23 protein-coding genes and 2 pseudogenes are annotated in these 24,790 nt (G+C 57.2%); 13 read left to right on the top strand and 12 right to left on the bottom strand.

The annotated features are described in order from the left end of the window. Positions 1-63: 63 nt before the first annotated feature. Positions 64-1,098 (bottom strand): PAC2 family protein, encoded by a 1,035-nt coding sequence (locus NX84_RS08300; protein WP_039675763.1) that lies wholly within the window; start codon positions 1,096-1,098, stop codon positions 64-66. Between the two features lie 359 nt (positions 1,099-1,457). On the opposite strand from NX84_RS08300, the gene NX84_RS08295 reads away from it, so the two are divergent. Further along, a complete protein-coding gene (locus NX84_RS08295) occupies positions 1,458-2,633 on the top strand; it encodes a DUF4192 domain-containing protein (RefSeq protein ID WP_082013939.1) in 1,176 nt (391 codons plus the stop codon). Here NX84_RS08295 and galE read toward each other — a convergent pair. The 9 genes from galE to NX84_RS12365 form a co-directional block, all read right to left on the bottom strand. After that, on the bottom strand, positions 2,590-3,573 hold the full coding sequence (galE, locus tag NX84_RS08290; RefSeq protein WP_039675761.1) for a UDP-glucose 4-epimerase GalE: 984 nt from the start codon (positions 3,571-3,573) through the stop codon (positions 2,590-2,592). The two genes, NX84_RS08295 and galE, sit on opposite strands and share 44 nt — an antisense overlap. Positions 3,574-3,575: 2 nt before the next feature. Continuing rightward, positions 3,576-4,256 carry a metal-dependent transcriptional regulator gene (locus NX84_RS08285; RefSeq protein ID WP_039675759.1) on the bottom strand — a complete coding sequence of 227 codons (681 nt, stop codon included), beginning with the start codon at positions 4,254-4,256 and terminating at the stop codon, positions 3,576-3,578. A 389-nt stretch (positions 4,257-4,645) separates the two neighbouring features. Further along, complete coding sequence (locus NX84_RS08280; protein WP_039675757.1) at positions 4,646-5,659, bottom strand: sigma-70 family RNA polymerase sigma factor; 1,014 nt, start codon at positions 5,657-5,659, stop codon at positions 4,646-4,648. A gap of 195 nt (positions 5,660-5,854) precedes the next feature. Then, positions 5,855-6,613 (bottom strand): helix-turn-helix transcriptional regulator, encoded by a 759-nt coding sequence (locus NX84_RS08275; protein WP_231913814.1) that lies wholly within the window; start codon positions 6,611-6,613, stop codon positions 5,855-5,857. Between the two features lie 127 nt (positions 6,614-6,740). Further along, positions 6,741-8,117, bottom strand: coding sequence for an L-serine ammonia-lyase (locus NX84_RS08270; RefSeq protein WP_039675753.1), 1,377 nt, complete (start codon positions 8,115-8,117; stop codon positions 6,741-6,743). A gap of 46 nt (positions 8,118-8,163) precedes the next feature. Continuing rightward, positions 8,164-9,525 carry an SLC5/6 family protein gene (locus NX84_RS08265; RefSeq protein WP_370664346.1) on the bottom strand — a complete coding sequence of 454 codons (1,362 nt, stop codon included), beginning with the start codon at positions 9,523-9,525 and terminating at the stop codon, positions 8,164-8,166. 351 nt (positions 9,526-9,876) lie between these two features. Next, entirely contained in the window at positions 9,877-10,320 is a 444-nt protein-coding gene (gene dtd / locus NX84_RS08260; RefSeq protein WP_039675749.1) for a D-aminoacyl-tRNA deacylase, read from the bottom strand. A 64-nt stretch (positions 10,321-10,384) separates the two neighbouring features. Next, complete coding sequence (locus NX84_RS08255; RefSeq protein ID WP_052319742.1) at positions 10,385-11,926, bottom strand: DUF7782 domain-containing protein; 1,542 nt, start codon at positions 11,924-11,926, stop codon at positions 10,385-10,387. 65 nt (positions 11,927-11,991) lie between these two features. Further along, positions 11,992-12,441, bottom strand: a complete 450-nt coding sequence (locus NX84_RS12365) for a DUF3099 domain-containing protein (RefSeq protein ID WP_052319741.1) — start codon at positions 12,439-12,441, stop codon at positions 11,992-11,994. Positions 12,442-12,489: 48 nt separating this feature from the next. Here NX84_RS12365 and NX84_RS08245 point away from each other — a divergent pair, with 48 nt between their 5' ends. The 6 genes and pseudogenes from NX84_RS08245 to NX84_RS08220 all read left to right on the top strand — a co-directional run bounded on the left by NX84_RS08245 (position 12,490) and on the right by NX84_RS08220 (position 18,134). After that, positions 12,490-12,741, top strand: coding sequence for a DUF3039 domain-containing protein (locus NX84_RS08245; RefSeq protein ID WP_082013938.1), 252 nt, complete (start codon positions 12,490-12,492; stop codon positions 12,739-12,741). Between the two features lie 123 nt (positions 12,742-12,864). Then, entirely contained in the window at positions 12,865-14,670 is a 1,806-nt protein-coding gene (locus NX84_RS08240; protein WP_052319723.1) for a DEAD/DEAH box helicase, read from the top strand. Positions 14,671-14,797: 127 nt separating this feature from the next. Beyond that, the gene (locus NX84_RS08235; protein ID WP_039675741.1) at positions 14,798-15,262 is read left to right on the top strand and encodes a hypothetical protein; all 465 of its coding nucleotides are present in this window, start codon (positions 14,798-14,800) and stop codon (positions 15,260-15,262) included. 125 nt (positions 15,263-15,387) lie between these two features. Continuing rightward, positions 15,388-16,011, top strand: a complete 624-nt coding sequence (locus NX84_RS08230) for a hypothetical protein (RefSeq protein WP_039675740.1) — start codon at positions 15,388-15,390, stop codon at positions 16,009-16,011. A gap of 189 nt (positions 16,012-16,200) precedes the next feature. Then, a pseudogene (locus tag NX84_RS08225) lies at positions 16,201-16,959 on the top strand (6-carboxyhexanoate--CoA ligase). Further along, entirely contained in the window at positions 16,956-18,134 is a 1,179-nt protein-coding gene (locus NX84_RS08220; protein WP_039675738.1) for an aminotransferase class I/II-fold pyridoxal phosphate-dependent enzyme, read from the top strand. The pseudogene NX84_RS08225 and the gene NX84_RS08220 overlap by 4 nt, the downstream one beginning before the upstream one ends. A gap of 14 nt (positions 18,135-18,148) precedes the next feature. Here NX84_RS08220 and NX84_RS08215 read toward each other — a convergent pair whose 3' ends face one another. Further along, a complete protein-coding gene (locus tag NX84_RS08215) occupies positions 18,149-18,373 on the bottom strand; it encodes a hypothetical protein (RefSeq protein ID WP_039675735.1) in 225 nt (74 codons plus the stop codon). A gap of 211 nt (positions 18,374-18,584) precedes the next feature. Next, positions 18,585-19,050, bottom strand: a pseudogene (locus tag NX84_RS08210) (transposase); the annotation flags it as partial. A gap of 223 nt (positions 19,051-19,273) precedes the next feature. Here NX84_RS08210 and NX84_RS08205 point away from each other — a divergent pair. The 6 genes from NX84_RS08205 to NX84_RS08180 all read left to right on the top strand — a co-directional run bounded on the left by NX84_RS08205 (position 19,274) and on the right by NX84_RS08180 (position 24,739). Next, complete coding sequence (locus tag NX84_RS08205) at positions 19,274-20,089, top strand: glycerophosphodiester phosphodiesterase (RefSeq protein WP_039675733.1); 816 nt, start codon at positions 19,274-19,276, stop codon at positions 20,087-20,089. Between the two features lie 57 nt (positions 20,090-20,146). Next, the gene (locus NX84_RS08200; protein ID WP_052319721.1) at positions 20,147-21,193 is read left to right on the top strand and encodes an extracellular solute-binding protein; all 1,047 of its coding nucleotides are present in this window, start codon (positions 20,147-20,149) and stop codon (positions 21,191-21,193) included. A gap of 200 nt (positions 21,194-21,393) precedes the next feature. Next, on the top strand, positions 21,394-22,044 hold the full coding sequence (locus NX84_RS08195; protein ID WP_052319720.1) for a molybdate ABC transporter permease subunit: 651 nt from the start codon (positions 21,394-21,396) through the stop codon (positions 22,042-22,044). Then, positions 22,041-22,859, top strand: a complete 819-nt coding sequence (locus NX84_RS08190) for an ABC transporter permease (RefSeq protein WP_052319719.1) — start codon at positions 22,041-22,043, stop codon at positions 22,857-22,859. Before NX84_RS08195 ends, NX84_RS08190 begins: the two co-directional genes overlap by 4 nt. Before the next feature lie 2 nt (positions 22,860-22,861). Further along, positions 22,862-23,935: an ABC transporter ATP-binding protein gene (locus NX84_RS08185; RefSeq protein ID WP_052319718.1), complete on the top strand. Its 1,074-nt coding sequence runs from the start codon at positions 22,862-22,864 to the stop codon at positions 23,933-23,935. Continuing rightward, entirely contained in the window at positions 23,936-24,739 is an 804-nt protein-coding gene (locus NX84_RS08180) for an MBL fold metallo-hydrolase (protein WP_126297610.1), read from the top strand. Positions 24,740-24,790: the final 51 nt, after the last annotated feature.

The following is a 24,790-nucleotide window of genomic DNA, read 5'->3' as shown; positions in this document are numbered from 1 at the left end:
AGAGGGGCGGGCCACTCATGACGGCAGACAATGAGGAAGAAGGGAAAGTCAGAGAGTTACGACTTACACGTCGTCGCCCATGTCAGCAGCCCCGTTGCCGGACTCTGGACCTTCGTTGTTGCCGAAGTTGTCCTCACGGTCGTCGATATTCTCAGAGAGAATATCGGGATCGTCGTCGAGGCCGGCGAGGAAAGCTTCGAAGTCCGCGCCAATTTCCTCACCAGTAGGCATGTGTTCTTCGCCCGGCATGATCGCTTGCGGATGGCGCTTACGGTAGCGCTCCATGTACGCGTCATACTGCTCTTCGAGTTGGTTGACCACGCCGGCGATCTCCTCTGAATCGACAACCTGTTCTTCCAGTTGCTGGTTGATGCGGTCAACGTCGGCTTCAAGGCTGCCCAGCGGAATGTTGAGATCTACTGCGGACGCAACGGAATCCAATAGGCGAAGCGTAGCTGCCGGGTACGGGGATGCCGCTAGGTAGTGCGGCACGTGAGCGGTATAGCCAGCGACGTGGCGGCCCTTCTTATCCAGAGCACGCTCGAGATAGAGGGCAGCGGCCCCCGGCACCATCATCGTGGACTCCATGCGCACCATGGAGTTAAGGAGTTCAGGCGCATTACCGTGTGCAGTGACAACCGTTGGCCGAGTGTGCGGCACCGGCATCGGGGCGGAGTAGAGCATGATGGTGTTCTTGATATCGAACTTTTCCACTAAGTTGACTACGGCGTCTGTAAACGCCTCCCACCGCAAATCCGGCTCTGGCCCCGAAAGCAACAGGAAAGGTTTCCCAGAGTTATCGCGCAGTACCTTGATGCCGAGATCAGTGTTTTCGATCTCCACGGTGCGGTCATGATCAATGGTGACAGCCGGACGGCGAGAGCGGTAATCGATGAGCTCGTCATTGTTGAAGGATGCCAGCTGGCGGTTGTCCAAGGCAGCCTTGAGGTGGTCCGCGCTAGCCTCCACTGCCTGCCCGGCATCGGCGTAGCCGTTCATAGCCACAATCATGGTGGGACCGTTGCCTTCAGTGGAATCGTCCTTGACCGCTGGAGCGGGGTACTCCAGCTCATACATGCGGCGCTGTTCTTCCTGCATGGTGTAGTGACTCTCCCTTCGTGTCCGGCGCTTGGTATCGAGCGTACGGACTTCATCAGCGTTCTGTGGCATGCAACGCTATGGGGCTGCCGCCTATTCCCAGGTTCCCACCGGATCAGCCTTGTCGACATCTGATGTGCGAGGCCGGTGAAAACTCGTGTTGATCGATCTAGCATGCCATAGAAGCAGGGATTGCGCCACACCGCGTCGTGCGGGGACGTCAGGATTTAAAGCCTGATCTGTGGATAACTTCAATTTTGTGGCTTCTGTAGAGAGGGTCGGGGAGGGTTATCCACAGAATCGGCAGAAACCGAAGCGCGCTTCTGGCACCGCGGCGGTACCTGCTTCAGGCTGAAGACATGAGTTCTTACGCAGCACACACAGACAACACCCCACCGATTACAACTCCCGGCCACCTTCTTGCGAACATCCCAGGTCTCCTAGGTTTCTATCCCACGGAGTCGGTCATTTTCATGGCCATTGATACCACTCCACGGGGGTCTGCCATGGGCCCCATTGCCCGCGTCGACATCGCAGATGCCCAAGAGGTCCTTCCAGATATAGCCGCTACGCTAGCTGATAAGGCGTGCGAGGGAATCTTCGCCTTCCTCGTCTCGCATCGCCCGCTAGAAGAGCTCGAAGAGATTTCCTGTTGGCTCTATAACTTGGACCGAGTCCGTGATGGCATTGATGTTGACGCGGCATGGTATGTGAGGGAGATTGCGTGCGGCGAGCACTATGCCATGCTCCATGGCACGGTGAACACCGACGGTAGTGGCCCAATGAAAAAATGGGTTGAGGGGACCGTACCGGCATTGACCGACGCCCCCACGATGCGTTCCTTGGTGGACCATAACGTCGTTCCGGAACTCAGCCGTGAAGACTTCTTTTCCGTCTTTGCACGTGGAAACACTCACGTTGACGCCCTCGAGGCGGAAGCCCTTGCCCGTCAAGCGCGCGATAGCGCGACGAGATTGCGTGCGTGCGTAGCGGCTGCGACAGGAGCCAAGCGCAAGGAGCTCATTGATAACTTTCTGGACGATGTTCAATGGACGCTCAGCAAGGTAACCACCGTCGAGGAGGCAGCCGGCGATGTCGATATGCTTCAGACATGTGCGGTGTGGCTGTCAACCACCTGGACTCGGGACTTGGTGGTCGGTGAATGCGCGGAAGCAGGGAAGGAGGCCGCACACCTATTGCTAGCGGCCGCGCGCACATTCGACGGCGAAATCAGAGCGAATGCGCTGACACTTTTCGCGTTGGCACAGCTAAAGCTAGATTGGGAAATCCATGCGGGACCCGCCCTGCAGACGGTGGCAGAAGAGTTCCCCAGCCACCGCCTAGGCTCACTACTGTGTCGGGCCTACCGCTATGGGCTGCATGAGAAGATACGTGACACCATTCGCAGTGGGGCCCATGAGGCGTACAACACTGCTGTTGGCAAGACAGGCGGAGCCCCTTCAACTGCAGTGACCCCTACAACCCCAGTAACTAGCGGCGTGCCGAGTGAGCTCGCTCGCCGAGCTGCCGGGTGAAGTTCCATGCATCGGTGACAATGGTGGTGAGATCCGTGCGGCTCGGATTCCACCCGAGCTCCGCCTTGATTTTGTCGGAGGAAGCTACCAGTGTTGCTGGGTCTCCTGCGCGCCGGGGAGCTAACTCTGCCGGGATGGGGTGGCCGGTCACCTCGCGGCAGGTCTCAATAACCTGTCTGACAGAGTAGCCATCGCCGGAACCCAAGTTATAGATACGGTGGGTGCCTTCAGTGTTGGTGCTTAGCGCCAACACGTGGGCATCCGCAAGGTCACGGATGTGGATGTAATCGCGAACAGCGGTGCCATCAGCAGTGTCGTAATCATCACCGAAGATGAAGATCTTATCGCGGTGCTCCAACGCCACCTGAAGGACAAGCGGGATGAGGTGGGTTTCGACCTCACGGTTCTCACCAATCGTGCCGTAGGCACCGGCCACGTTGAAATAGCGCAGAGAGGTAGCGCCTAAGCCATAAGCCTTGGCAAAGGACGTGATCATGTCATCGATAGCGAGCTTTGAAGCACCATAGGGGTTGGTCGGCTTAGTCGGCATCGCTTCTGTAATCGGAACCTGCTCCGGCTCACCATAAGTAGCAGCTGTTGAGGAGAAGACGAGGTTCTTCACATCGAACTCGCGCATAGCGTTGAGAAGCGTCAACGTGGTGACCACATTGTGCTGCCAGTACTCTGCGGGTTTCTCTACGGACTCACCAACGAGAGATCGCGCGGCAAAGTGAAGAACGCCCTCGAAACCGCCCTCGGAAAGAACGGAACGAGCCACATCCGCTACGTCACCTTCCACGAGACGAGCCTGCGCGGGAACGGCATCCCGATTGCCGGTAGAAAAGTTATCGATGATTGTGACGTCGTGGCCTTCTTCCACAAGGACCGCAGCGCACACGCTACCGACGTATCCAGCGCCACCAGTGACCAAAAGCTTCATAGCTACTTCACCTCGACGCGAATTGCGTGGGCGAGATCATCGACTAACTCAATCGTCTTACCGTCTTCGGTGCTCAGCGTGATGGATCCGTTGTTATTCACCACGGTCACCGGTGAGCCAACCTGAAGTCCGGACGCATAAAGGTCACGGAAAGTGGAATTATCCGCTTGGAGGACCTCGTTGATCTGCACGATTGTGGCTTCAGTTTCTTCACCCTTGGGCAAATCGATAGCTCGGGTTCCTAGCTCGAGCTCAGCCGGGGAGGCGCCGAGCTGTGCCAGACCCGGAATGGGGTTTCCGAAAGGTGAGCGAGAAGAATCTTCGAGAACTGCGACGACGCGCTTTTCCACTTCCTCACTCATGACATGTTCCCAACGGCATGCCTCATCGTGAACCTGGTGAATATCCAACCCCAGCACATCGGTCAGCAGACGCTCAGCGAGGCGATGCTTGCGCATGACGTTGGTAGCCAACTCGCGCCCTTCGGCGGTGAGGTCAAGGCTGCGGTCGGTGCGCACATGAAGGAGACCGTCGCGCTCCATTCGCGCCACGGTCTGTGACACAGTAGGGCCAGACTGCTCGAGGCGCTCTGCAATACGGGCACGCAGCGGGGTGATGCCTTCTTCCTCGAGCTCGTAAATGGTCCGCAGATACATTTCCGTGGTGTCGACTAGGTCCCTCACGTGGGCTTACCTTTCTGCGTTATGGCGGTTGGATTGGGCACAGAGCGCTAGCAGCGGCTAAAACAACATTCTAGGCGGATACCTCGAGCGTGTATCTGCCACGCAGGCTTTCTGCGTCCACATAGGTTTAGGCGCGGTAATAGCAATCTATTAAGAGAATAACTTAAACAATAGCGTATTCCGTGGCTCACAGAGCACTAGTTGCTCCAGCGTTGGCTCGGAGTTTTATTGGGGGAGGTGGAAAGGAGGTTGGGCGCGAAACGACGAAAGCCACCGAGCGTCGACCTCCCAGACCCCGTGGTTAGTCGACACAGGATAGGAGGGATGTCTCGATGGCTCACGCCACATCTGTGGGCCGTGACCGCTGGGCGGCTCGTAGCTAGCTTTACTTAGAGTGCGTACTCGCGGAGGCGGTCGGCACGGTTGCCATCACGCAACTTGGCCATGACCTCACGCTCAATCTGGCGGACGCGTTCACGGGACAGGCCGAACTTGCGGCCAATCTGGTCCAAGGTGCGCGGCACACCGTCATCGAGGCCGTAGCGCAGGCGAATAACGTCTTGCTCGCGCTCCTCCAAGGAACCGATGACGGAGCGAATATCAGAGTGGCGCATGGAAGCAACGACTGCGGTCTCTGCGTCGGTAGCCTCAGCATCCTCGATGAAGTCACCCAACGGGGCCTCTTCATCGGTACCTACCGGCATATCGAGGGAAACTGGGTCACGGGACTGGCGCAGCAGCATCTCGATCTTAGATTCCTCGATACCAGATTCCTCAGCCAGCTCTTCGTTCGTTGCCTCACGCCCCAGGGACTGGTACATCTCACGCTTAATGCGGGAGAGCTTGTTGACCTGCTCCACCAAGTGCACAGGAAGGCGGATGGTGCGGGACTGGTCAGCCATGCCACGGGTAATGGCCTGACGGATCCACCACGTGGCGTAGGTGGAGAACTTGAAACCCTTGGCGTAGTCGAATTTCTCCATTGCACGGATAAGTCCCAAGTTGCCTTCCTGGATAAGATCCAGCAGAGGCATTCCGCGGCCGGTGTAGCGCTTAGCCAAGGAGACCACCAAACGCAGGTTAGCTTCTAGGAGGTGGGAGCGAGCCTTCTTGCCTTCGCGGGCAAGAATCTTGAGGTCACGCTTCTCAGCGCGGGTCAGCTTCTCAGCATTAGCTAGCTTGTATTCGGCGTAGAGACCCACCTCAATGGCCTGGGCGAGTTCCACCTCGTCCTCGGCGCTGAGCAGCGCGGTCTTACCAATTCCGTTCAGGTAGACGCGGACAAGGTCCGCGGAGGGATTGTCATTGGTTTGGTTACGGCGCGAGCCGCGGTCTACTTCCTGTTCTTCATCGAAAGTGGCACCTGCAGTGCCAGTGGCGGTGTTGGCTGATGTGTGGGTCATCGTGAAGCCTCCTGAGTTGTTCGCCGGTTTCAAGAGTTACAACGTTGCTCCACGCGGTTGAGTTCCCTTAAATGCGAGGAATGCTCAAAACAGCTCAATCCCCGCGGTAGGGCTCCACCTTTTTGGGGGAGTCGCACTGCGGGGAGAAAATGTGCTCAGTGGCACGTTAGCGATGGTGAGTCATCTCACTCGCCTCTATCCACGCACTGTAACGAGGTATCGGTAAATCGTGGGCTCGGAGACTCCGAGACATGAGGCTGCCGCTGCAATCCCGCCCTTGAGGAGGAAGAATCCAGCGTCTTCCAATTCGGAGACCACCTGAATACGCTCGTCGCGGTGCATGCGTGAGACGTCCGTGGTCTGCTTGGAAATTACAGAATCGAGCATTGAATCAAGCAGCTGCTCGACGTTTGTTCCCAAGGACTCGCTGATGTGTTCTTCGGCTGGTTCTTGTTGATCCGGAACAGCGGCCATGGGGCGCGGGGGCTGAGGCGAAGCCCCGGGATAACCACTAAAGGCCTTTTTCTTGTCGAATGCCGGATCATCAGCGTTGCCGATGAGGGCGTCGGCGGCTTCGCGGATGTGGATTAACTCCGAAACGTCGACGTTGATGCACAGCATGCCTCGCATGTGGCCGGTTTCATCGCGGATGAAGTAGCTGGATGATTGGCAGATTTTGCCTTCGGCGTTGACCGCTCGATAGCCGGTCATCATGGGGACGGCGGCGGCATCACCCTGTTTCATAAACCAGAGCGCAAAATCCGTGACTGGGCCACCAAGTTCGCGGCCGGAAATATGGCTATTGGCAATAGCAATAATGGACCGGTCGGGTACATCGAGATCATGGAGAACGATCTCGGTATTAGGGCCCATGGCCTGACCGAGAAATTCGACGAGTGGTACGTACTGCTCGAGGATATTTTCTTCGGAGGCATGGCTGCTAGAGAGATTCATTAGCTGAAGCATGTCCTTATATTCCTGTCAGTTTATAGAGAAGTTACCACACGAAAGCGGTGAGCCGGGTGAACACCAGCGGCAAAATTGCTGTGCTCACCCGGCTCACCGATTCTTTAGGAGGTCTCTAGCCGCATACGGCGACTGGCGGATGGACTGCTAGTGCCAGACCGCCTTGCGACGTCTCACGGTACTTGGCGTTCATATCCTTACCAGTCTTGTACATGGTCCAAATAACTTCATCGAGGGACACACAGGGCTTGCTTTCCCGCTCGAGGGCCATGCGAGCTGCGGTGATGGAGTCAACAGCAGCGACAGCATTGCGCTCGATGCAGGGGACCTGAACCTGGCCGAGGACCGGGTCGCAGGTGAGGCCAAGCTTGTGTTCCATGCCGATTTCTGCGGCGACGCATACTTGCTCTGGGGTAGCGCCCATGAGCTGGGCAAGACCACCTGCAGCCATGGAGCAAGCGACACCCACTTCGCCCTGGCAGCCAACCTCAGCGCCGGAGATGGATGCGTTCATCTTGTACAAAGACGCAATCTGATTGCAGGCGAAGATGTAGTCTGCAAACATTTCGTCAGTGACCGGTTCGACGAACTTGTCGTAGTAGGCAAGCACTGCAGGCACGACGCCGCAGGCACCATTAGTCGGCGCGGTCACAACGCGACCGCAGGATGCGTTCTCTTCAGAGATGGCCAAGGCAAACATATTGACCCAGCTCAGAACATCGAGACCATCGTCGTGATGATCGTTTTGCTCGAGGCGACGCCTCAGCGCAGCCGCACGGCGCGGCACTAGGAGCGAGCCAGGCAGCGGGCCGTCGGTAGAGGAGCCGCGCTCGATGCCGGTGAACATGACATCACGTACCTTGCCCAGGTGCTCAGTGACTTCTTCTTGTGAACGCAGTGCTAGCTCATTGGCCAACCCAAGCTCTGGAAGCGTCAAGTTATTGTTTTCACACAGTTCGAGCATCTCTTCGGCGCTGGAGTACGGGAAGGGGATATCCACCTTGTTTGAACCGCGCATTGCGAAGTCTTCTTGTTTGACAATGAAGCCGCCGCCCACTGAGTAGTAGGTCTTGTGCAGGATGTCCTCTTCGCCGGCGAAAGCGATGAGACACATACCGTTTTCATGCATAGGGAGGTATTCATCGTGGAAGAAGAATCCTCCTTCCTTGGGGAAATCAACCTCACGAGTTCCACCGAGCATGAGCTTCTCGCTACCTCGGACGTTTTTGACGAACTCGGAGATGCCGTCGATGTCAACGGTTTCGGGCTCTTCGCCAGCGAGGCCGAGGAGGATGGCCTTGTCGGTGGAATGGCCGATACCGGTGAGGGAAAGTGAGCCGTAGACGTTAGCTTGTACTCGGGTGACCTTGTCGAAGAGGCCTTTTTCTTGCAGCTCGTCAACGAACGCCTTGCCTGCCTTCATTGGGCCCAACGTGTGGGAGCTGGAGGGGCCGATGCCAATCTTGAACATATCGAAGATGCTGATGAACATTGTTCTTTCCTTGAATCCTCTGAGTGTTTCTTGCGGGGTGCCGGTTCTAGAAGGCCTGGACGATGGAGTAGATGATGGTGGCCAGTGCAACCAGGCCCATCACGAATACGAAGTAGTTGGAAGCCTTGCCCTTGAAGCGCTGCAGTGCAGGCACCTTGTGGATGGCGACCATCGGGATGATGAAGAGCATGATGGCAATCGTCGGGCCACACAGGGTTTCAATCATGCCGAGGATGGAGGGGTCGGCCCAGGCAACGAGCCAGGAGGTGACCAGCATGAAGATGAGAGTGATGAGGTTGAGCTTGCGCAGGGACTTGGCGTCATCCTTGTTGGCCTTCTTGCTGCCCTTGACGATGAGGCCTTCGAATCCTTCAGCAGCACCGAGGTAGTGACCGAGGAAGGACTTAGCCACGGCAATCATGGCGATGATAGGAGCAATCCACTGGATGACCGGGGTATCGAAGTGGTTTGCCAGGTAGGACAGGATGGTGATGTTCTGGGCCTTTGCTTCAGCCAGGTGCTCCGGGGAGAGGCTGAGTGCGCAGGAGAAGACGAAGAACATGACCACAGCAACCATCAGGATTTCCGAGCGAAGCAGAGTCTTGCTGGCCTTAACTTCGGCATACTTGCCGTAGGTCTGGCGGCGGTCAACTGCAAAGGAGGAAATCATCGGGGAGTGGTTGAAGGAGAAGACCATGACCGGAACCAGCAGCATCAGGGTAACCCCCAGGCTGTGGCCGGAAGCCTCGCGAGCGACGCTCAGATCGAAGGACTCAAACAGAGCGGTATTCCACTTCGGGATGAGGTAGATAGAGAGCAGAACGAGCACACCGATGAAGGGGTACACCAGGTAGGACATGACGTGAACGACGACGTCCTTGCCCATACGCACAATGAGGATGAGGCCGCCAACCAGCAGCAGGGAGGTGAGCCAGCGATCAGGTGGTGTGATTCCCAGCTGGTTCTCCAGGAAGGAATTGACCGTGTTGGTGATGGTCACCGAGTACACGAGAAGGATGGGGTATACCGACAGGAAGTACAAGATGTTCATCAAGACGCCGGCCTTGATGCCGAAGTGCTCCTCGACGACGTCGGTGAGGTCACCGTCGGGCTTGGAGCTGGAGAGCACGAAGCGGGTCATGCCGCGGTGTGCCCAGAAGGTCATTGGCAGAGCAATGACAGTCATGATGAGGAGCGGGATGATGCCGCCGATACCGGCGTTGATGGGGAGGAAGAGGACGCCGGCGCCAATGGCGGTGCCGAAGAGGGAGAGCATCCATACGGTGTCTTCCTTATTCCACTTCGGGGCACCCTTGCGCCCTTCGAACGGGGTGTCGATGCCGGGGACGGAAGATGACTGGTCTGATGCAGGGGTTGAACTTTGCGAGACCGCGAGGCTATCGGGCATTTCTGCGCGGTTTTCGGGGTGTTGGTCCCTATCGTGATTGTGTCGCAATACTGAGTGAGACATTTTCTTTCCTACTGTCCTAGTGGTCGATCGAAGCTATTGGGCTTCTGCAACCTTGTAGTGAGAAAAGATTCTCGTCTGCAATCTTGCTTTGCAGGGTGTGAGAATGATTCTCACACCTACTGCGTATACAGCCCGTTTGCTTCGCTGTGCCCCCAGTATAAGCACGAAGTGGTGAGAAATGATAATAATTTATCGCAGCAGAGGCAGGAAAATTATCACACTCGCTGAGTTTGCTTTCTCAGTTCTTTTATGTATTGTTCAACAAAGTTGGCCGGCTGGACTTTAAAACTAGGTCTCTACCAGCACTGTAAATGGTCCTTCGTTCACCGAAGACACGCGCATCATGGCGCCAAACTGACCGGTTTCGACGCTGAGTCCGCGCTCCTTCAAATGGGTAACAATGGCATCGATGACCGGTTCTGCTTCGTGTCCTGGTGCAGCATCAGACCAGGAAGGTCGCCGTCCTTTCGCAGTGCGACCATAAAGCGTGAACTGGCTAACGACCAGTACTGGGGCTTGAGCCTCGAGTACTGAACGTTCGCCCTCTAAGATGCGGAGCTCCGCGATCTTGCGCGCCATTTTCTCCGCACGAGAGTGCCAGCTATCAAGATCCTCCGTGGAGACGCCGATGAGAGCCAAAAGCCCGCCGGTGTCTGGACATTCGATTGCGCCAACGGTGTCTCCATCGACGGTCACTGAAGCTTGGGACACACGGGTGAGTACTGCACGCATGGTTGGTGAAAAATACCTTTCTTCTACAGTCTTCTACAGCGTTATCTGCGATTATTTAAAGCAGCTAGTCGGTATGTGAAAAAGCCAGCAGCTCGGTAGGGATAAGCACGCCGTGTCGGATGAGATCGACGATGGCGGGGAGGGCGGCGTCGACAAGCGCAGCCTCGTCAAACCCCTGTGCGGCGGCATACAGCTCAATGGTCTCGCCAATGCTCAAACCTTGAGGGTTCAGGCCGGCCACGATGGCTGCCAGGTGCTCGTCCACATCATGCTGCCAGCGTGGACCATCGGTGCGCGTTAGGCGTAGTGCAGCGCGGGTAAAGCCCATGCCCACCTCAGTATCGGGAAGTGCTACATCCTCCCGGGCAACGCCAGGGCGCAGCTGCACATGAGCTTTCTCCAACTCGCCGGGCACAAGCCCACGCAGCCACTCCACTCGGGCAAAGTATTCCTCGACTTCGGGCCCGAGCGGACCGACAACCGGCTGGGACATGGTCTCCGCCAAGATATCGGAAGGTTCATCATCGCCGATGCGCTGAATGGCGACGAACCCAAAACCAATTCCGGTGACCTCGTGATCATGGAAGTGCTGTAACCATTCACGTGAGCGCGCTTGCCCCTCGGTGCTGCGTACATCAACGGACTCATCGGCCAACCACGTGGACACGTAGAGAGCGGGATCGGCAACGTCGCGCTGAATGATCCACGCAGCCACACCGGTATCGGGCAACCACGAGGCAACGCGCTGTTGCCAGGATTCCTCACCTTGGTGTACCCACACGGCCAGCAGGTGGGCGGTGCCACCAGGGGTGAGATGCTCCGCGGCCTGGGAGACCACGAGCTCACTAGCCCCATCAAGGTTGAGACCGGAATCGCGGTAGACATGGCCTACCTCCGGCAAGCCCACTACAAAAGGCGGATTGGCCACAATACGGTCGAAGCGCTCCCCAGCCACAGGCTCGAACCAGGAACCTTGGCGCAGCTCTACACGCGAAGACACACCGGCAGCCGCGACAGTGGCGCGGGCAAGGTCTAGCGCGCGCTCATGGACGTCCGTGGCCACGATGCGCTCGGCAGAATCCAGCTGGCCCAGCAACTGCACACCCGAGCCTGTGCCCAGATCCAGCACGGAGGACACCGGGGACGTCGGGGTGGAATGCAGTAGCGAAAGACTGGCAGAGCCCACGCCCAGCACATGGTCAGGACCTGGTACGTGATCCACCAAGGAAGCATCGACATCAGAGAAGACCACACGGTTGCGGCCCACAATGATGTGTGGGCGAATGTCGTAGGCGATGAACACGGTGCCGTGCTCATCGGTCTGTGCTACGCCCGAATCGAGAAGCTTGGTGGCAAGGCGTGCCCCCAAAACCTCAGACAGCACTGTGGCCGGTACGTGCTCGTGCACGATGAAGATCCGGATCAGACGGTCCAGGTCGGTATCACCACTGGCACCCATCACCACAGCGGCGGGCTCCCCTCGGTGCAAAGCCTCTGTGTATTCCGGGCCCAAGTGTCCAGCTATCCCATCAGCGTTAAAGCCCGCCCCGTCGAAGACCTGGACTAGTTCATCAGCAAACTCAGCGATGGGGTGTTCTGGGTTCATGCGCGGGCCAAACGGGGAAGAGTCGGGGATGCTCACAATAATTCCTTAATTCCTTCAAGAAAGTTCTAGTCGTCGTGGTCAATGGTGTCAGGTTGTGGCGCATCTGGCGCGCCGGGTAACGCACCGCGGTTCTGGCGTTCTAACTGCTCGCGGTGAGCTTGCGCCATCTGCCGTGCCAGTGCCGGTTTGTACACCGACTTTTCGCGCTTATCTTTCTTCTGCCCACGGCTATTACCAATGACAACTGCAATCCACGGCAACGGGAAGGTCACAGCCACGACAAGTGCTGCGGGAATCCACCACTGCCACACATAGGCCAGGAGTCCAGCGATGATGAGGGAGGGGATGCGCAGAAACTGCAAGACAAAGTAGATAACCTCGCGGCGGTGGCGATCTTGCCCGGGGGCGAGTTTGGCTGTGGTGATGAGGTAGCGCTCACGGCCAAACGCCCGACCACGTCTTTGCCCCGATTGTGGGGTGCGGCCTGCGTTATCACGCGAGTTCGAAGGGGTCATGGTCACAAGCGTAGCGGGAGGACTCGCCAACTTCGATACCGATACGGCATGATAGGGGGCGTGAGTACGACGACTAAGACTATTGAGCGCCCAGATGTCCGCGAGGATACGTCAACCAATGACGACACCCCGAAGTTCTTCCACTATGTCAAGAAGGACCATATCCTCGATTCCGCGGTCAACGGCAAGTACGTCGTCGCGCTGTGCGGCGAGACCTTCCCGGTGACTAAGCAGGCTAAGCCTGGTTCGCCTGTGTGCCCTGACTGCGAGCGCGAATACAAGAGCCTGCGCCGCCGCTAGGAAGGCCACATCGTCCCTAGAGGAAGACGAGGCGCGCTTTGTCTTGCCCGAAGAGGAGGCACAGCGCGAAGAACGACATACAGCATCGGGTTTTGGGAAAGTAGAGGGGGATAGTCGCTGACCGTGTCGACACAGTCATCAGCACAAAGATTTGCCAACAATGGTTCACTCCGTGTGTGGCAGCGCGCCGCATTGGACAAATTCCTGGCCACCAAGCCGAAGGATTTCATGGCGGTGGCGACTCCTGGCGCCGGTAAGACTACCTTTGCGCTGCGTGTAGCCACCGAGCTTATGGCAGACCGCACCGTTGAGCGCGTCATCGTAGTGGTGCCAACGGAGCACCTCAAAGTGCAGTGGTCCGAGTCCGCCTCCCGCGTGGGGTTGGCATTGGATCCGAAATTCACCAACTCATCTGGCGTGAACCCAGCGATGGATGGCGTGGTAGTGACCTATGCCCAGGTGGGCATGCACCCGTACAAGCACCGCGCGGTGGCCTCAGCGCGGCGCACCCTGGTGATCCTCGATGAGATTCACCACGCCGGTGATGCTAAGAGTTGGGGCGACGGCGTACGCGAGGCCTACGACGACGCCGAGCACCGCTTAGCGCTTACGGGTACGCCTTTCCGCTCGGATGACTCGCAGATTCCCTTCGTGCGTTACGAGGAGGATGGGGAGGGCCACCTCGTATCCCGTTCTGATCACACCTATGGCTATGGCGATGCGCTTGCCGACGGCGTCGTGCGCCCCGTCGTCTTCCTCAGCTACTCCGGCGAGTCCCGCTGGCGTGACAGCGCCGGCGAGGAACATGCGGCCCGTCTAGGGGACATTCTTAATCCCGAGCAGACTGCCCGCGCGTGGCGTACCGCTTTGGACCCTAAGGGCGAGTGGATTCCCACGGTCCTGCACGCCGCTCACACCCGCCTGATGCAGATGCGCCGCAACATGCCAGATGCTGGTGGCCTCGTATTAGCTACCGACACGACCACCGCGCGCGCGTACGCGAAGATCCTCAAGCAGATTTCCAATACCCCAGTCTCCGTCATCCTGTCTGATGACCCAGGTTCCTCCGCTCGCATTGCGGAGTTCTCTGAATCCACGGATGAGTGGATGGTGGCCGTGCGTATGGTGTCTGAGGGCGTTGACGTTCCCCGTCTCGCCGTGGGTGTCTACGCCACTTCAGCGTCGACCCCGCTCTTCTTTGCCCAGGCCATTGGTCGCTTCGTACGTTCCCGCATGCCTGGTGAGACCGCCTCGGTCTTCCTGCCTTCCGTGCCCGTCTTACTCGGGCTTGCCGAAAATATGGAGAAGCAGCGCGACCACGTCCTGGGAGGGGAGAAGAACCCCGACAAGGAGGGCTGGGACGACGAACTTCTGGAGGACGCTAACCAGAAGAAGACCGAGCCCGACATGCTTGAGTCCTCGTACGAGTCCCTTGGCGCCGAGGCAGAATTCTCCGGCCTGCTCTACAACGGCTCGCAGTTTACTACCGGCGCCATTACCGACGAGGACGAGGATTTTCTGGGCATTCCCGGGCTTCTCGACGCCGACCAGGTCAAGGACCTCCTGCGCAAGAAGCAGTCGGAGGAGATGGACCGGCGCGAAGCCGAGGAAAAGGCGCGCCGGGCAGCGGAGGCAGCGGAGGAGCAGCGCCGCAAACTCTATGGCACCCCGCATGCGCCGAAACGTGGAGGGCAGGGTGGTGCCGCGGGGACGTCGGCAAGCACTGGCAGCTCTGATGCGGGCGTGGTGGATGAGATTTCTGCGCTGCGCAAGGAGCTCAACACGGTGGTGTCCATCACCGCCCAGCGCACTGGCCGGCCGCACGGTGCCATCCATACCGAAGCCCGAAAGGCTTGCGGTGGCCCGCCCACCGCGTTGTGCGACGCTGAGCAGCTGCGCCAGCGCATCGAGTACCTGCGCAAGTGGTAGGTGACGCGACGCAGTACAATGCGCAGCCAGCGTGGGAAACTTAGACAAAAGCAGTAGTCAAAAGTAATAGCACGATTAGCAATAACACGATTAAGGCTTGTGGGCTGCACTCAAGGAGGCCAAGCGTATGACCGCTCCGAACGACCCTCACACCCCGGGCAACGGGAGGAATTCCGACGGCACCGAAGGCGCGGCATACCCGGCCTCTGCCGGTGGTGGTGTCGGTGAACCTCAAGCCGAAAAGAAAAGTGTAATCGCTGTTTGGGCTCTCGTTATCGGCATCATTGCGCTGGTGTCTTTGCTCCTGGTTGTCCCACCGCTGCTGCTGGGGCCGGTTGGCATCATCGTCTCCATCATCGCATTGCTAAAAGGCAAGAAGCGACCAAAAGAGCTGCGTCGCGCCTGGATGTCCATCGCCGGCTTGATTACCTCAATTATCGCTTTAATCTTGTCCGTTGCTTTCTCGATTTACTTGTATACGCACATTGGTTGGACGATGATGCCTGACCCTGAGATGTGCACGACCATCGATGACCCAGCGCAAAAGCAAGCCTGCATGGAAGATTCTTTGAATGGCGTTACTCAAAACTAGGTTGCCAGTGATTTCACAGGTTCCGTAAGTAACGTGGCCGGAAGCTATTGCAAACGCATAAGTTATTAAACGCACGTATTTGATGAAGAGCACGCTATTAGGGCTGCCCCAAGGAGGCCAACCATATGACCACCCCGAACAGCTCAGAGAACCCGTACAACGCAGAAAACCCGGACAACGCAAAGAACCCATTTAGTAGCGACAGCACCAGCAAGCTGCCCTCCTATAGTGAGGCAACCTCCAAGGCCAACGAGGAGCACGCCCACGACGTCGACGCCGCAAACAACCACGATGGCCTGAACGACCACACCGCTCACGACCACGCCTCCCACGATGCTTACGGCACGGACGCAACCGCCGCTGGCGCCGGCTACCCGGCCTACGCTGGTGCCGACAGCCAGCCGGCAAAGAAGAACGCCGTTGCTATCTGGGCGATGGTCATCGGCATCATCGCGCTGCTGTCCCTGCTGCTGATTGTTCCGCCGCTGCTGCTTGGCCCGATCGGCATCATCGTCTCCATCATCGCGCTGGTCGTTGGCCGCAAGCGCCCGAAGGAGCTGCGCCGCACCTGGATGTCCATCGTCGGCCTGATTACTTCCATCCTGGCCCTCGCTGGCACCATCGCCGTCATGGCCCTCGGCGTCAAGATCCTCGGTGACACCGGCGCCGACAAGTGCCTGGAGATGCAGGACCCTGCCCAGCAGCAGGCCTGCATGGAGGACACCCTGGGCACCGCACCACAGCAGTAGGGGAAATACCCACACACCGCACTAAGCAACCCCCACGAGCCCCGACCACATACGTGGTTGGAAGGCACGTGGGGGGTTCTTAATGTCTCGTGGAAGTCGCACTGTCACTTGGCATCGGTAAGTGCGTTTCCGAGCGGAGCTAGGAGAGGGGATTAACCTTGTTTCGATAATTAATGAACGGTGTTCAAGATGCTGGGCTACGATACCTGCATGGCAGAAACCTCGACTGTGCTGATGAGCATTAAGATGCGTGCAAGCCTTGAAGGTAGGCATATCTCGGGCGCTGGACGCATCGTAGAACCGCACCTTGTTCCTCGCGTGAGCTCAGAGCTTGCTACTCGGGCATTGCGGAACGAGAAGGGCGTGCCGGATTCCATCAATATCGCTACGAGGGCGGTTGCAGCAAGCGACATTGCTCATGTCAGTGCCTTGAAAGTTAGTACACGGGACTGAGAGAACCCGGAGTCTGCACAAACGGTGATGATGGACGTGCTCACGAAGAGTAACTGCGTTTCCGAAAGTGCAGCCCGCCGAGGTATCGAGCTTCTGTACCGCACCCGCGATATGCGCGGTGCGAGCATCGTCTGCGCTGAAACCGGTGAGCGTCTAGACACTCATGGGCAACGTGGTGTTCGGGTGGGAACATTTGATTGGGCTGATTCCTTTTGCGCCGAGTCGAAGAACCATCGGGCTGATGCCGTTGCTTTAGCATCCAAGGCTCTTGCTGCGCCGGGCATTGTCGCGGAAGTTTGTATTTCCGATGACCCGAGCTACACCACGGGTTATGTAGCAGTCGAAGGTTCCTATACGGCTTTGCGCAACGTCAAGGCTGAAGGCGGGAAACAAGGTGGACGTGTCTTGTTCTATTCAGGCGCACTTAGTGCACTTCCGGAGACAGAGCAGTGGCTGCGTGAGAAGCCTGTCCTCGTGGAAGGCTCTTGGCAATGAGCCTGGAAGACTGGGCATTCAGTTCCAATGCTTCGTGGTGTGAGCGTGGTCTGGAAAGAACCGAAAGGGTCATTTGCGGTAGTCAAAGTCCGCACACCGTGGTCGATGGGCGTGAAACGCTGCTTGCGGGATCGTCTGATTACCTGGGGCTCGGGGCGAATCGCGCGCTTGCCGACGCGGCCCACGAAGCAACGCTGCGCGCCGGGGTGGGGTCAGGAGGATCGCGACTGACTACGGGTACGAGTGACTATCACGTCGCGCTCGAGCGTGAACTGGCTGGGTTTGTCGGTGCGCCGGCAGCGCTCGTGTTCGGTTCGGGTTACCACGCCAACATGGGAGTAATCCCTGCGCTTGCTGCAGCTGCGCGAGATTGTGGCGAGAGACTTTCTATTTTCTCTGACGCTGATAATCATGCGAGCATCATCGACGGCATCCGGCTGGCCAAGTCGTGCTACCAAGGGGTCCGGTCATCTGTTTATCCGCACCTCGACGTGAAAACCTTAGAAGAGCAGCTTGCTGCCGATGCATCGGAGCGCCGATTGATTGTCAGTGACGGCGTTTTTTCCATGTCCGGCGAGCTTGCGAATCTCCATGCGCTTCAGGAACTTGCTCAGGATTACAACGCCTGGTTGATGATCGATGACGCGCACGAGATCGGCACACTTGGCAGAAATGGACGCGGTGCTTGTGAGGATTTCGATTTGCCCTTGCCGGATATCTATATCGGTACCGCGAGCAAAGCCCTAGGTGTGGCGGGCGCTTTCGTCGCGGGCAGTGAGCCACTTATCGAGCTATGCCGCCAACGCTGCCGCAGCTATATCTTCTCAACGTCCATGCCACCATCGCAGGCAGTCACCATCAGCGCGGCGTTAGCTCTCGTTCCTTCGCATGTGCCGCGGCTTGCCCACGTCGTGCACAACCTTCGGCAGCGTCTGCGGGCGAACGGATGGAAAGTGGTGGACTCGCCTGCACCTATTATCGTCTTGCCAGTAGGCGCTGAGGACGCAGCTATGGAGCGTGCAGCACAGGCGGCTGAAAGGGGAGTCATTGTTTCTCCGATCCGCTATCCGTCGGTACCGCTCGGACAGGCTTTGCTAAGACTTACAGCTCATGCCGACTACTCCAAGGATGATATTGCGCTCATTGTCGATGCCGTAGGCCCCGCGCCTCAATAACGAGACCGCGGCGCTCACCACAAAGTAACCATCACAATGAGAGTTAGTTCCATCAGTGCTGCCTGCCAGATGATGTGATTGCCGTTAGCGCTAAAACCTGTGGTGGTAAAGACGTTGAGAAACTCTTTGGTTAGCAGCGCTACGACTATTGCGGCAAAAGCGATAGCGCCGGCGGCATGGAAGAGGATGGAAAACTGCGTGAAACCTGGCGTCTTGCGCTCACGGACCATGGTTTTCACGAGAGGGACGGTGCCCGTACAACGCAAAGTCTTCTCCAATCCGCTGCAATGCCGGCGGGAGGTATTTCGGTGGTGCATCAGATACAACACACAGAGCCGGCACTCATGGTGCGGACAGATATCGCCCGATGTCTTTGAAGCCGAATCTATTGCACTGACCAAGGCAGCAGAACTGCCACTCACTCTGTCTACTTTTCAGGGGTCACGCCCTATCGACCCGCATCGCAGTTGCCATATGATGCTGGATATCCCCAATTGTCATCCCACCTGCATACAAGCTGGCGATCATCTCACTCAACATCAGTCAAGCGCCTCGAGCCTTTAGGGACCATGGTCGGCAAGAATGTTCCAGCCCGATCTCTCGGCACATCAACAGTAACCGGCCCGTAGTTAGAATCCACGGTCTTTGAATACGACCCGTTGCGGTGGTTGTCTGTCCCAGCAGTAGCTTTGCCACTCCTATCGCCAGACTCATAGCCAATGTGGGCATCCATCTCAGCATTCAAACCCCTAGTAATCCAAGCTTGCAGCATACCTCGAACTAAGTCATTGGCATCTGTCGTAGATGTGCCTAGGTCATCAATCAGTTTCGCAATTTCAGGCTTAGCAATCAGCTTCTTTTCAATCGCATCAATCTTGGCCTTATCAGCCGGATCCCGTCTCGCCACTGTAGCCATTCTGGTCCATCTCCTTATGCAGGTTAGGTACCCACACACAAACCATCCGGCACTCCTTTAACTTCGCATTTCCCATTTTTTACCAATCCGTTAATTTCGACTTCAGTTAACGGATCCCTGTGGAAAGTATGATACCGAAGAGTGCGCACCCAGGAACGCCGACTTTAGCTATGTCTTGTGATTGGTGCGCTGTGGATGCTTCGAAAACTAAAGGATTGAATGAATGGCGAACCAGAAAAAGAAGCTCTCACTCATCGGGCTATCTTTTGCAGTAATTGCGGCAACTGTTGGACCAGTTGCGTACGCACAGGAAAAGACTGGTGAGACCAAACCTGTGGCTGCGGTCGCACACCGCGGAGACAAGCAGTACTTCCCAGACAATAGCATCGCGGGTATTGAGTCCGCGATTAAGAAGAACACAGACTGGATCGAGATCGATCTCCGCTACAACCTAGATGGTGGCACCTTTTTTATCGCGCATGACAACACCTGCAGCGGTTCGGGTGGCACAGCAATCATTGACACGGCTTCTTACGAATCCGTGGTGACCAAGTGCGGTCTGCCTGAACTGAGCGATGTATTCGACATAATCGCTGAGACTGGCTACACCAACTTCGTATATGAGTTCAAGGATTCACCGCTGACGGCACGGACCGGTGCGCAGCGCCTCGCTGAAGAAATTTCCGAGCAGGGCCTCGCGGACAAGTCGTGGGTTTCCGCGTTCAATGAAACTTCATTGAACGTGATTCGTGCGGAGGCACCGTCTATTTCCCTGATGCGGGTGCGTGCTTGGACTGGCGAGGTTCCGGTCACGAACGCATGGATTGATGCCACGGTCAGCCAGGGGTTCGACGCCATCAACATCAATATCGATGCCCTGCGTCCCGAAAGCATCGAATACGCGAAGTCCAAGGGCCTGGTTGTCTCCGCATGGGGATGGCCTGATGCTTTGGAAGACGACAACCAGAAGGCAATTGAGCTCGGTGTGGACATGTTCATGACTGACCGTCTCGAAGACCTAGTCGCCCTCACCCACTAATTTGTCGAAACTATTTGGTTGCTACTATCCACTACTACCTTGGAGTATTTAAAGCCCATGTTTAACACGAAGAAGCTGCTAACCACCATCGTTGCCACCTCTGTGGCGGCGCTCGCATTGACCTCCTGCTCCATCGGCGGAAGCAACTCCGCTGATGGCGGTGAGAACATCGTGGTGTCGTACAACACCCCGGAGGAATGGGCGAACTGGCGCGAGGTGCTTGATGCCTTCACTGAAAATACCGGCATCGAGGCACCGAACGATCCGAAGAATTCCGGTCAGACGCTGTCCGCGCTGACTGCGGAGAAGGCCTCCCCCGCAGCTGACGTAGCATACTACGGCATCGTGTTCGGTATGAACGCAAAGAAGGATGACCTCATTACCAGCTACAAGCCGGAAGGATTCGACGAGGTTCCGGAGAACCTGAAGGACGCGGACGGCAACTGGTTTACGGTCCACCAGGGCGCAGTTGCCATGTTGGTAAATACCGAGGAGCTTGGCGACGCCGAGGTTCCAGAGTGCTGGGCAGACCTTACTGATCCGCAATACAAGAACAAGGTGGGCTACCTTGACCCGTCGCAGGCTGCAGTAGGATACTCCGTTCTTACTGCCGCCAACCTCGGAATGGGCGGCGACTTGGATAACTTTGACCCTGGCCTGGAGTGGGCAGAGAAGATGGCTAAGAACGGCACCCAAAACCCAGCACAGACCGCAACCTCCTCCGTGCAGCAGGGTGAAATTCCGATCCTCATCGATGCCGATTTTAACGGATACAAGTTGGCCGCTGAGGGCTCCCCCATCGAAGTTGTTTACCCGTGTGAAGGTACCCTGAGCATCCCTTACACCATGAGTTTGGTGAAGGACGCGCCGCACGAGGATCAGGGTAAGGAGCTTTTGGACTACGTTCTCTCCGACGAAGCGCAGAAGGAATTCGCAGCCAGCTTCCTTCGCCCGGTTCGCGACGTCGAGCTGCCCCAGGAAGCCAAGGACGCCTTCCCGTCTGACGAGGAATACAAGCGCCTCGTGAAGGACACTGACTTTGCCAAGATGAACGAAGTTCAGGAGAAGGTCACCGGCGAATTCGAGGAGCGCGTCCGCAACTAATGCCGGCACAATCAACGTCTACTTTGTCAGTGCTGCGGGCGTCGTGGTTGGCACTGCCTCTCGTGGTGGTGTTGGGTCTAGTCTTAGTCTGGCCCCTGCTTACGCTGGCTGTGCAAAGTTTCACTACGGAGACTTCAGCATTCACTTTGGAGCGTTATGCCGACGTACTCACGAGCCGCAGGTATCTAGGTTCTTTGGTAGTGACAGCAGTTCTCGCTTCAGTTTCCACGCTGTTGGCATTGCTGATTTGTGTTCCTGCTGGTCTGTACATTAGCGCCGATAAATCAGTGCTGGGTAAGCTTCTCGCCATCGCGTTGTCAATTCCCATGAGTCTTCCCGGAATCGTTATCGGCTTCTTTGTCATTTTGCTCATTGGCAACACTGGCGTGGTCCCGATGCTATTCGAGGCAACCACCGGTCAAAGGCACCTGCAATTGGCGTACACCTGGACAGGTCTGACGCTCGGCTATCTCTACTTCCAGATTCCACGCGTGGTTCTGGTGGTGCGTGGTGCTGCTGATGGAGTAAGGCCCGAGGTTGTGGCATCAGCGCGTACGCTGGGCGCGAACACCACCACTATCTACCGTTCGGTTATTCTGCCGGCGCTTCGTCCAGCTATCGCAAGCGCCAGCGTTCTTGCCTTTGCGACTGCTTTTGGAGCCTACGGAACTGCAGCTACCTTGGCCCGTGGCCAACGCGTCATGCCACTGGAAATCGCCGCTGCTTTCACTGACAACTTCCAACCTGGTACCGCAGCTACACTGAGCCTCATCCTGGCTACCATCACGACCTCAGTACTCGTGGCCATCAACGCTTGGGGCAATAAGAAGGTGGTGAGTTCGCGACCATGACGGTGACTCCAGGAACAACGAAACGTCCTCGCAAAGCGCAACTTGATCCAGTAGAGAAGTTAGGAAAGTGGGCCGCGATTTTCGCAGCGTTCCTCACGCTTATTCCGCTTCCTATCGTAGTGATGGTTTCGATCAGTGCGAGCTGGGTTCAGGGACTTGGCGGAGGACTTACCACGGAATGGTTTGAACGCGCCTGGTCCCGCATGGATCAAGCAATTATGGTCAGCCTTCAGATCATGGTCTACGTCCTGATTATTGATCTTGTGATCGCGCTCCCCGCAGCATGGTTTATTACCCGCTACAGGTTTCCCGGTCGGCAGATTCTGAGTTCGATGTCGACGCTGCCCATTGCAATCCCTGGCATCGCCATCGGATTGGGTCTCATCTTGTCGTTTCCACATCTCCGCGATTCCGGCTGGCTTTTGGTCATGGGACATATTCTGTACACCGTGCCTTTCCTGTTGGGAACGCTCATCCCAGCGCTTAACAGTCCAAGCCTTCGCAGCCAGGAGATCGTAGCGTATTCACTGGGTATGCCGCCTCTGCGTACGTTTTTCACTGTGACCTTGCCCGCAATTCGCAAGGCTTTGTTGGGCGGCATCTTGATGGTGATCACGCTTTCGCTGGGCGAATTCAACGTGTCTTTCTTCTTGTTCACCCCGACGGCTCAGCCCATGCCAGTGTTCTTGTTCGATAGCTATCTCACTGGACGCATTGAGCAGGCCGCAGCACAGACCGTTATTTTCCTCGCGATGGTACTCATCCCGGCCATCTTGCTGGAAAAGTTCCAAACGCAGAAACCAGGAGCTGTCTAAGTATGACTGCAACTCACACTGACACCACCACGGTGACGTCCCTCGCTCTTGAGGCGGTAAATTTCCAATACCCGGGCGCGGAAAAGCCGGCTCTCTCCGATATAGGCTTGCGCATTGAACCGGGGACCATCAGCACGCTCGTAGGACCTTCTGGTTGCGGCAAATCTACGCTGCTCAAGACTGTCGGTGGCATGATTCTCCCGGATAGCGGCCGGGTAGTAATCGGCGAGCAGGATGTCACCAACACTCCCATGACCAAGCGCAAAATCGGCTGGGTCCCGCAGCAATATGCTTTGTTCGAGCATATGGACGTCAAAAGCAACGTCGCCTTCGGCCTGCGCGCGCAGAAATACCCGAAGCCACAGCGGATTGAACGCGTACGCGAGGTGCTGGAGCTGTGCCATATGGCAGAGTTTGCGGATCGCGCCGTCGACGAGCTCTCCGGCGGACAACGCCAACGCGTAGCCATCGCGCGCGCCTTGGCCCCCTACCCGCGCTTATTGCTTCTCGACGAGCCGTTGGCAGCGCTAGACCCACAACTTCGTGGTCAGCTTCGGGCGGACCTTCGCACGATGATTCGTCAGGCGGGGGTCACCACCATCATGGTTACTCACGACCAAGAAGAAGCTTTGGCGATGGCCGACCACATTGTAGTCATGAACAACGGTGGCATCGTTCAGTCTGGCCGCCCTAATGAGGTGTGGGCACAACCCAATTCCTCATGGATTGCTTCCTTCCTTGGCCATGCCACCGTCGTTCCAGTCGCCAATCGGCTGACGGATGGTCGAAGTGAGATTCTCCCCGGGCTCGAGGTGCCCACCACGGGCGGTTCAAAGTCCAACATCGCTGTCCGCGCCTTAGATTTCTACGCTATCGACGCAGGAACCGCCGACGGCATCAAAGGACGCGTCGTGGACTGTGAATACCACGGCGACAACTATGCAGTCAGCGTTGCTGTGCCCCATCCGCAGCAAAATTCCTTCACCCTACCCGCTCAATCAGCAGTGGTGCGGGAAGTAAATGAAACAGTCACACTGTGTGCAAGCAACCGCAGAAATATTCCGGAGGTAGACTAATTGACCACGCCAACTAACATGAACGCGCAGCTCACTGTCATCGGTGCATCTGCATGTGCACCAACCGCCCTTGGAGCAGCCTCAGGCTACCTCCTAGAGTTCGAAGGCAGTGAGCGTCGCGAGGGCATCCTCATTGACTGCGGCCCCGGTGTGATTGCATCACTGGCTAAGTCTGGGGCTTTGGACCGAGTAACTGCCCTGTTGGTTTCCCATTCGCACGCGGACCATTGTGCTGACCTCACTGTTCTGGCCTACCGCCGTTCGTTCCCGGAAGTCTTATCGCCCATCCCGCTAATCGCTCCTGAGGACCTCACCTCCCGCCTCCCCGCTTTGGACGAGGTATTTGGCATCCCAAGCTTGGACACGATGCGCAGCCCCCTTGAGTCGCGTTTCGACACTGTTATAAAGGAACCGGGTGAATCCTTCGAGCTCGCGGGCTTGCAGGTTGAAACGATTCGTGCCGATCACCCGGTCCCGACTATGAGCATCAAGTTCCCTGAGCTCGGTTTCGTCTACACTGCGGATACCGCGTACACGGACGAGCTAGAGAAGTTTGCAACCGGCTCACGTCTTCTGCTTGCTGAGTGTACTTACCGTGGTGCTGACAACATCGACGTGACCGGACATGGACACCTGGATGGAAACACTGTGGCCCTGCTCGGAAAGAATGCCCAGACCGAGCATCTCGCCGTCACGCACTTGGCCGACCCCGCCCAGTCCGGCGATATTGAGGCTGAGGTCAAGACTCAGTTTGATGGCCAAGTCACGATGGTTGCCCCAGGAATGACTTTCGATCTCAGTTAGTAAGGAGCCACTCCACCAGCTCCGCCACGGCGGGGATGTCCTTGATGAGGC

Origin of the sequence: Corynebacterium minutissimum, assembly GCF_000805675.1 — a bacterium.
Classification (GTDB): Bacteria; Actinomycetota; Actinomycetes; order Mycobacteriales; family Mycobacteriaceae; genus Corynebacterium; species Corynebacterium minutissimum.
Note: the sequence above shows the minus strand (reverse complement) of the source record. Positions and strands in the feature narration are given on the sequence as shown.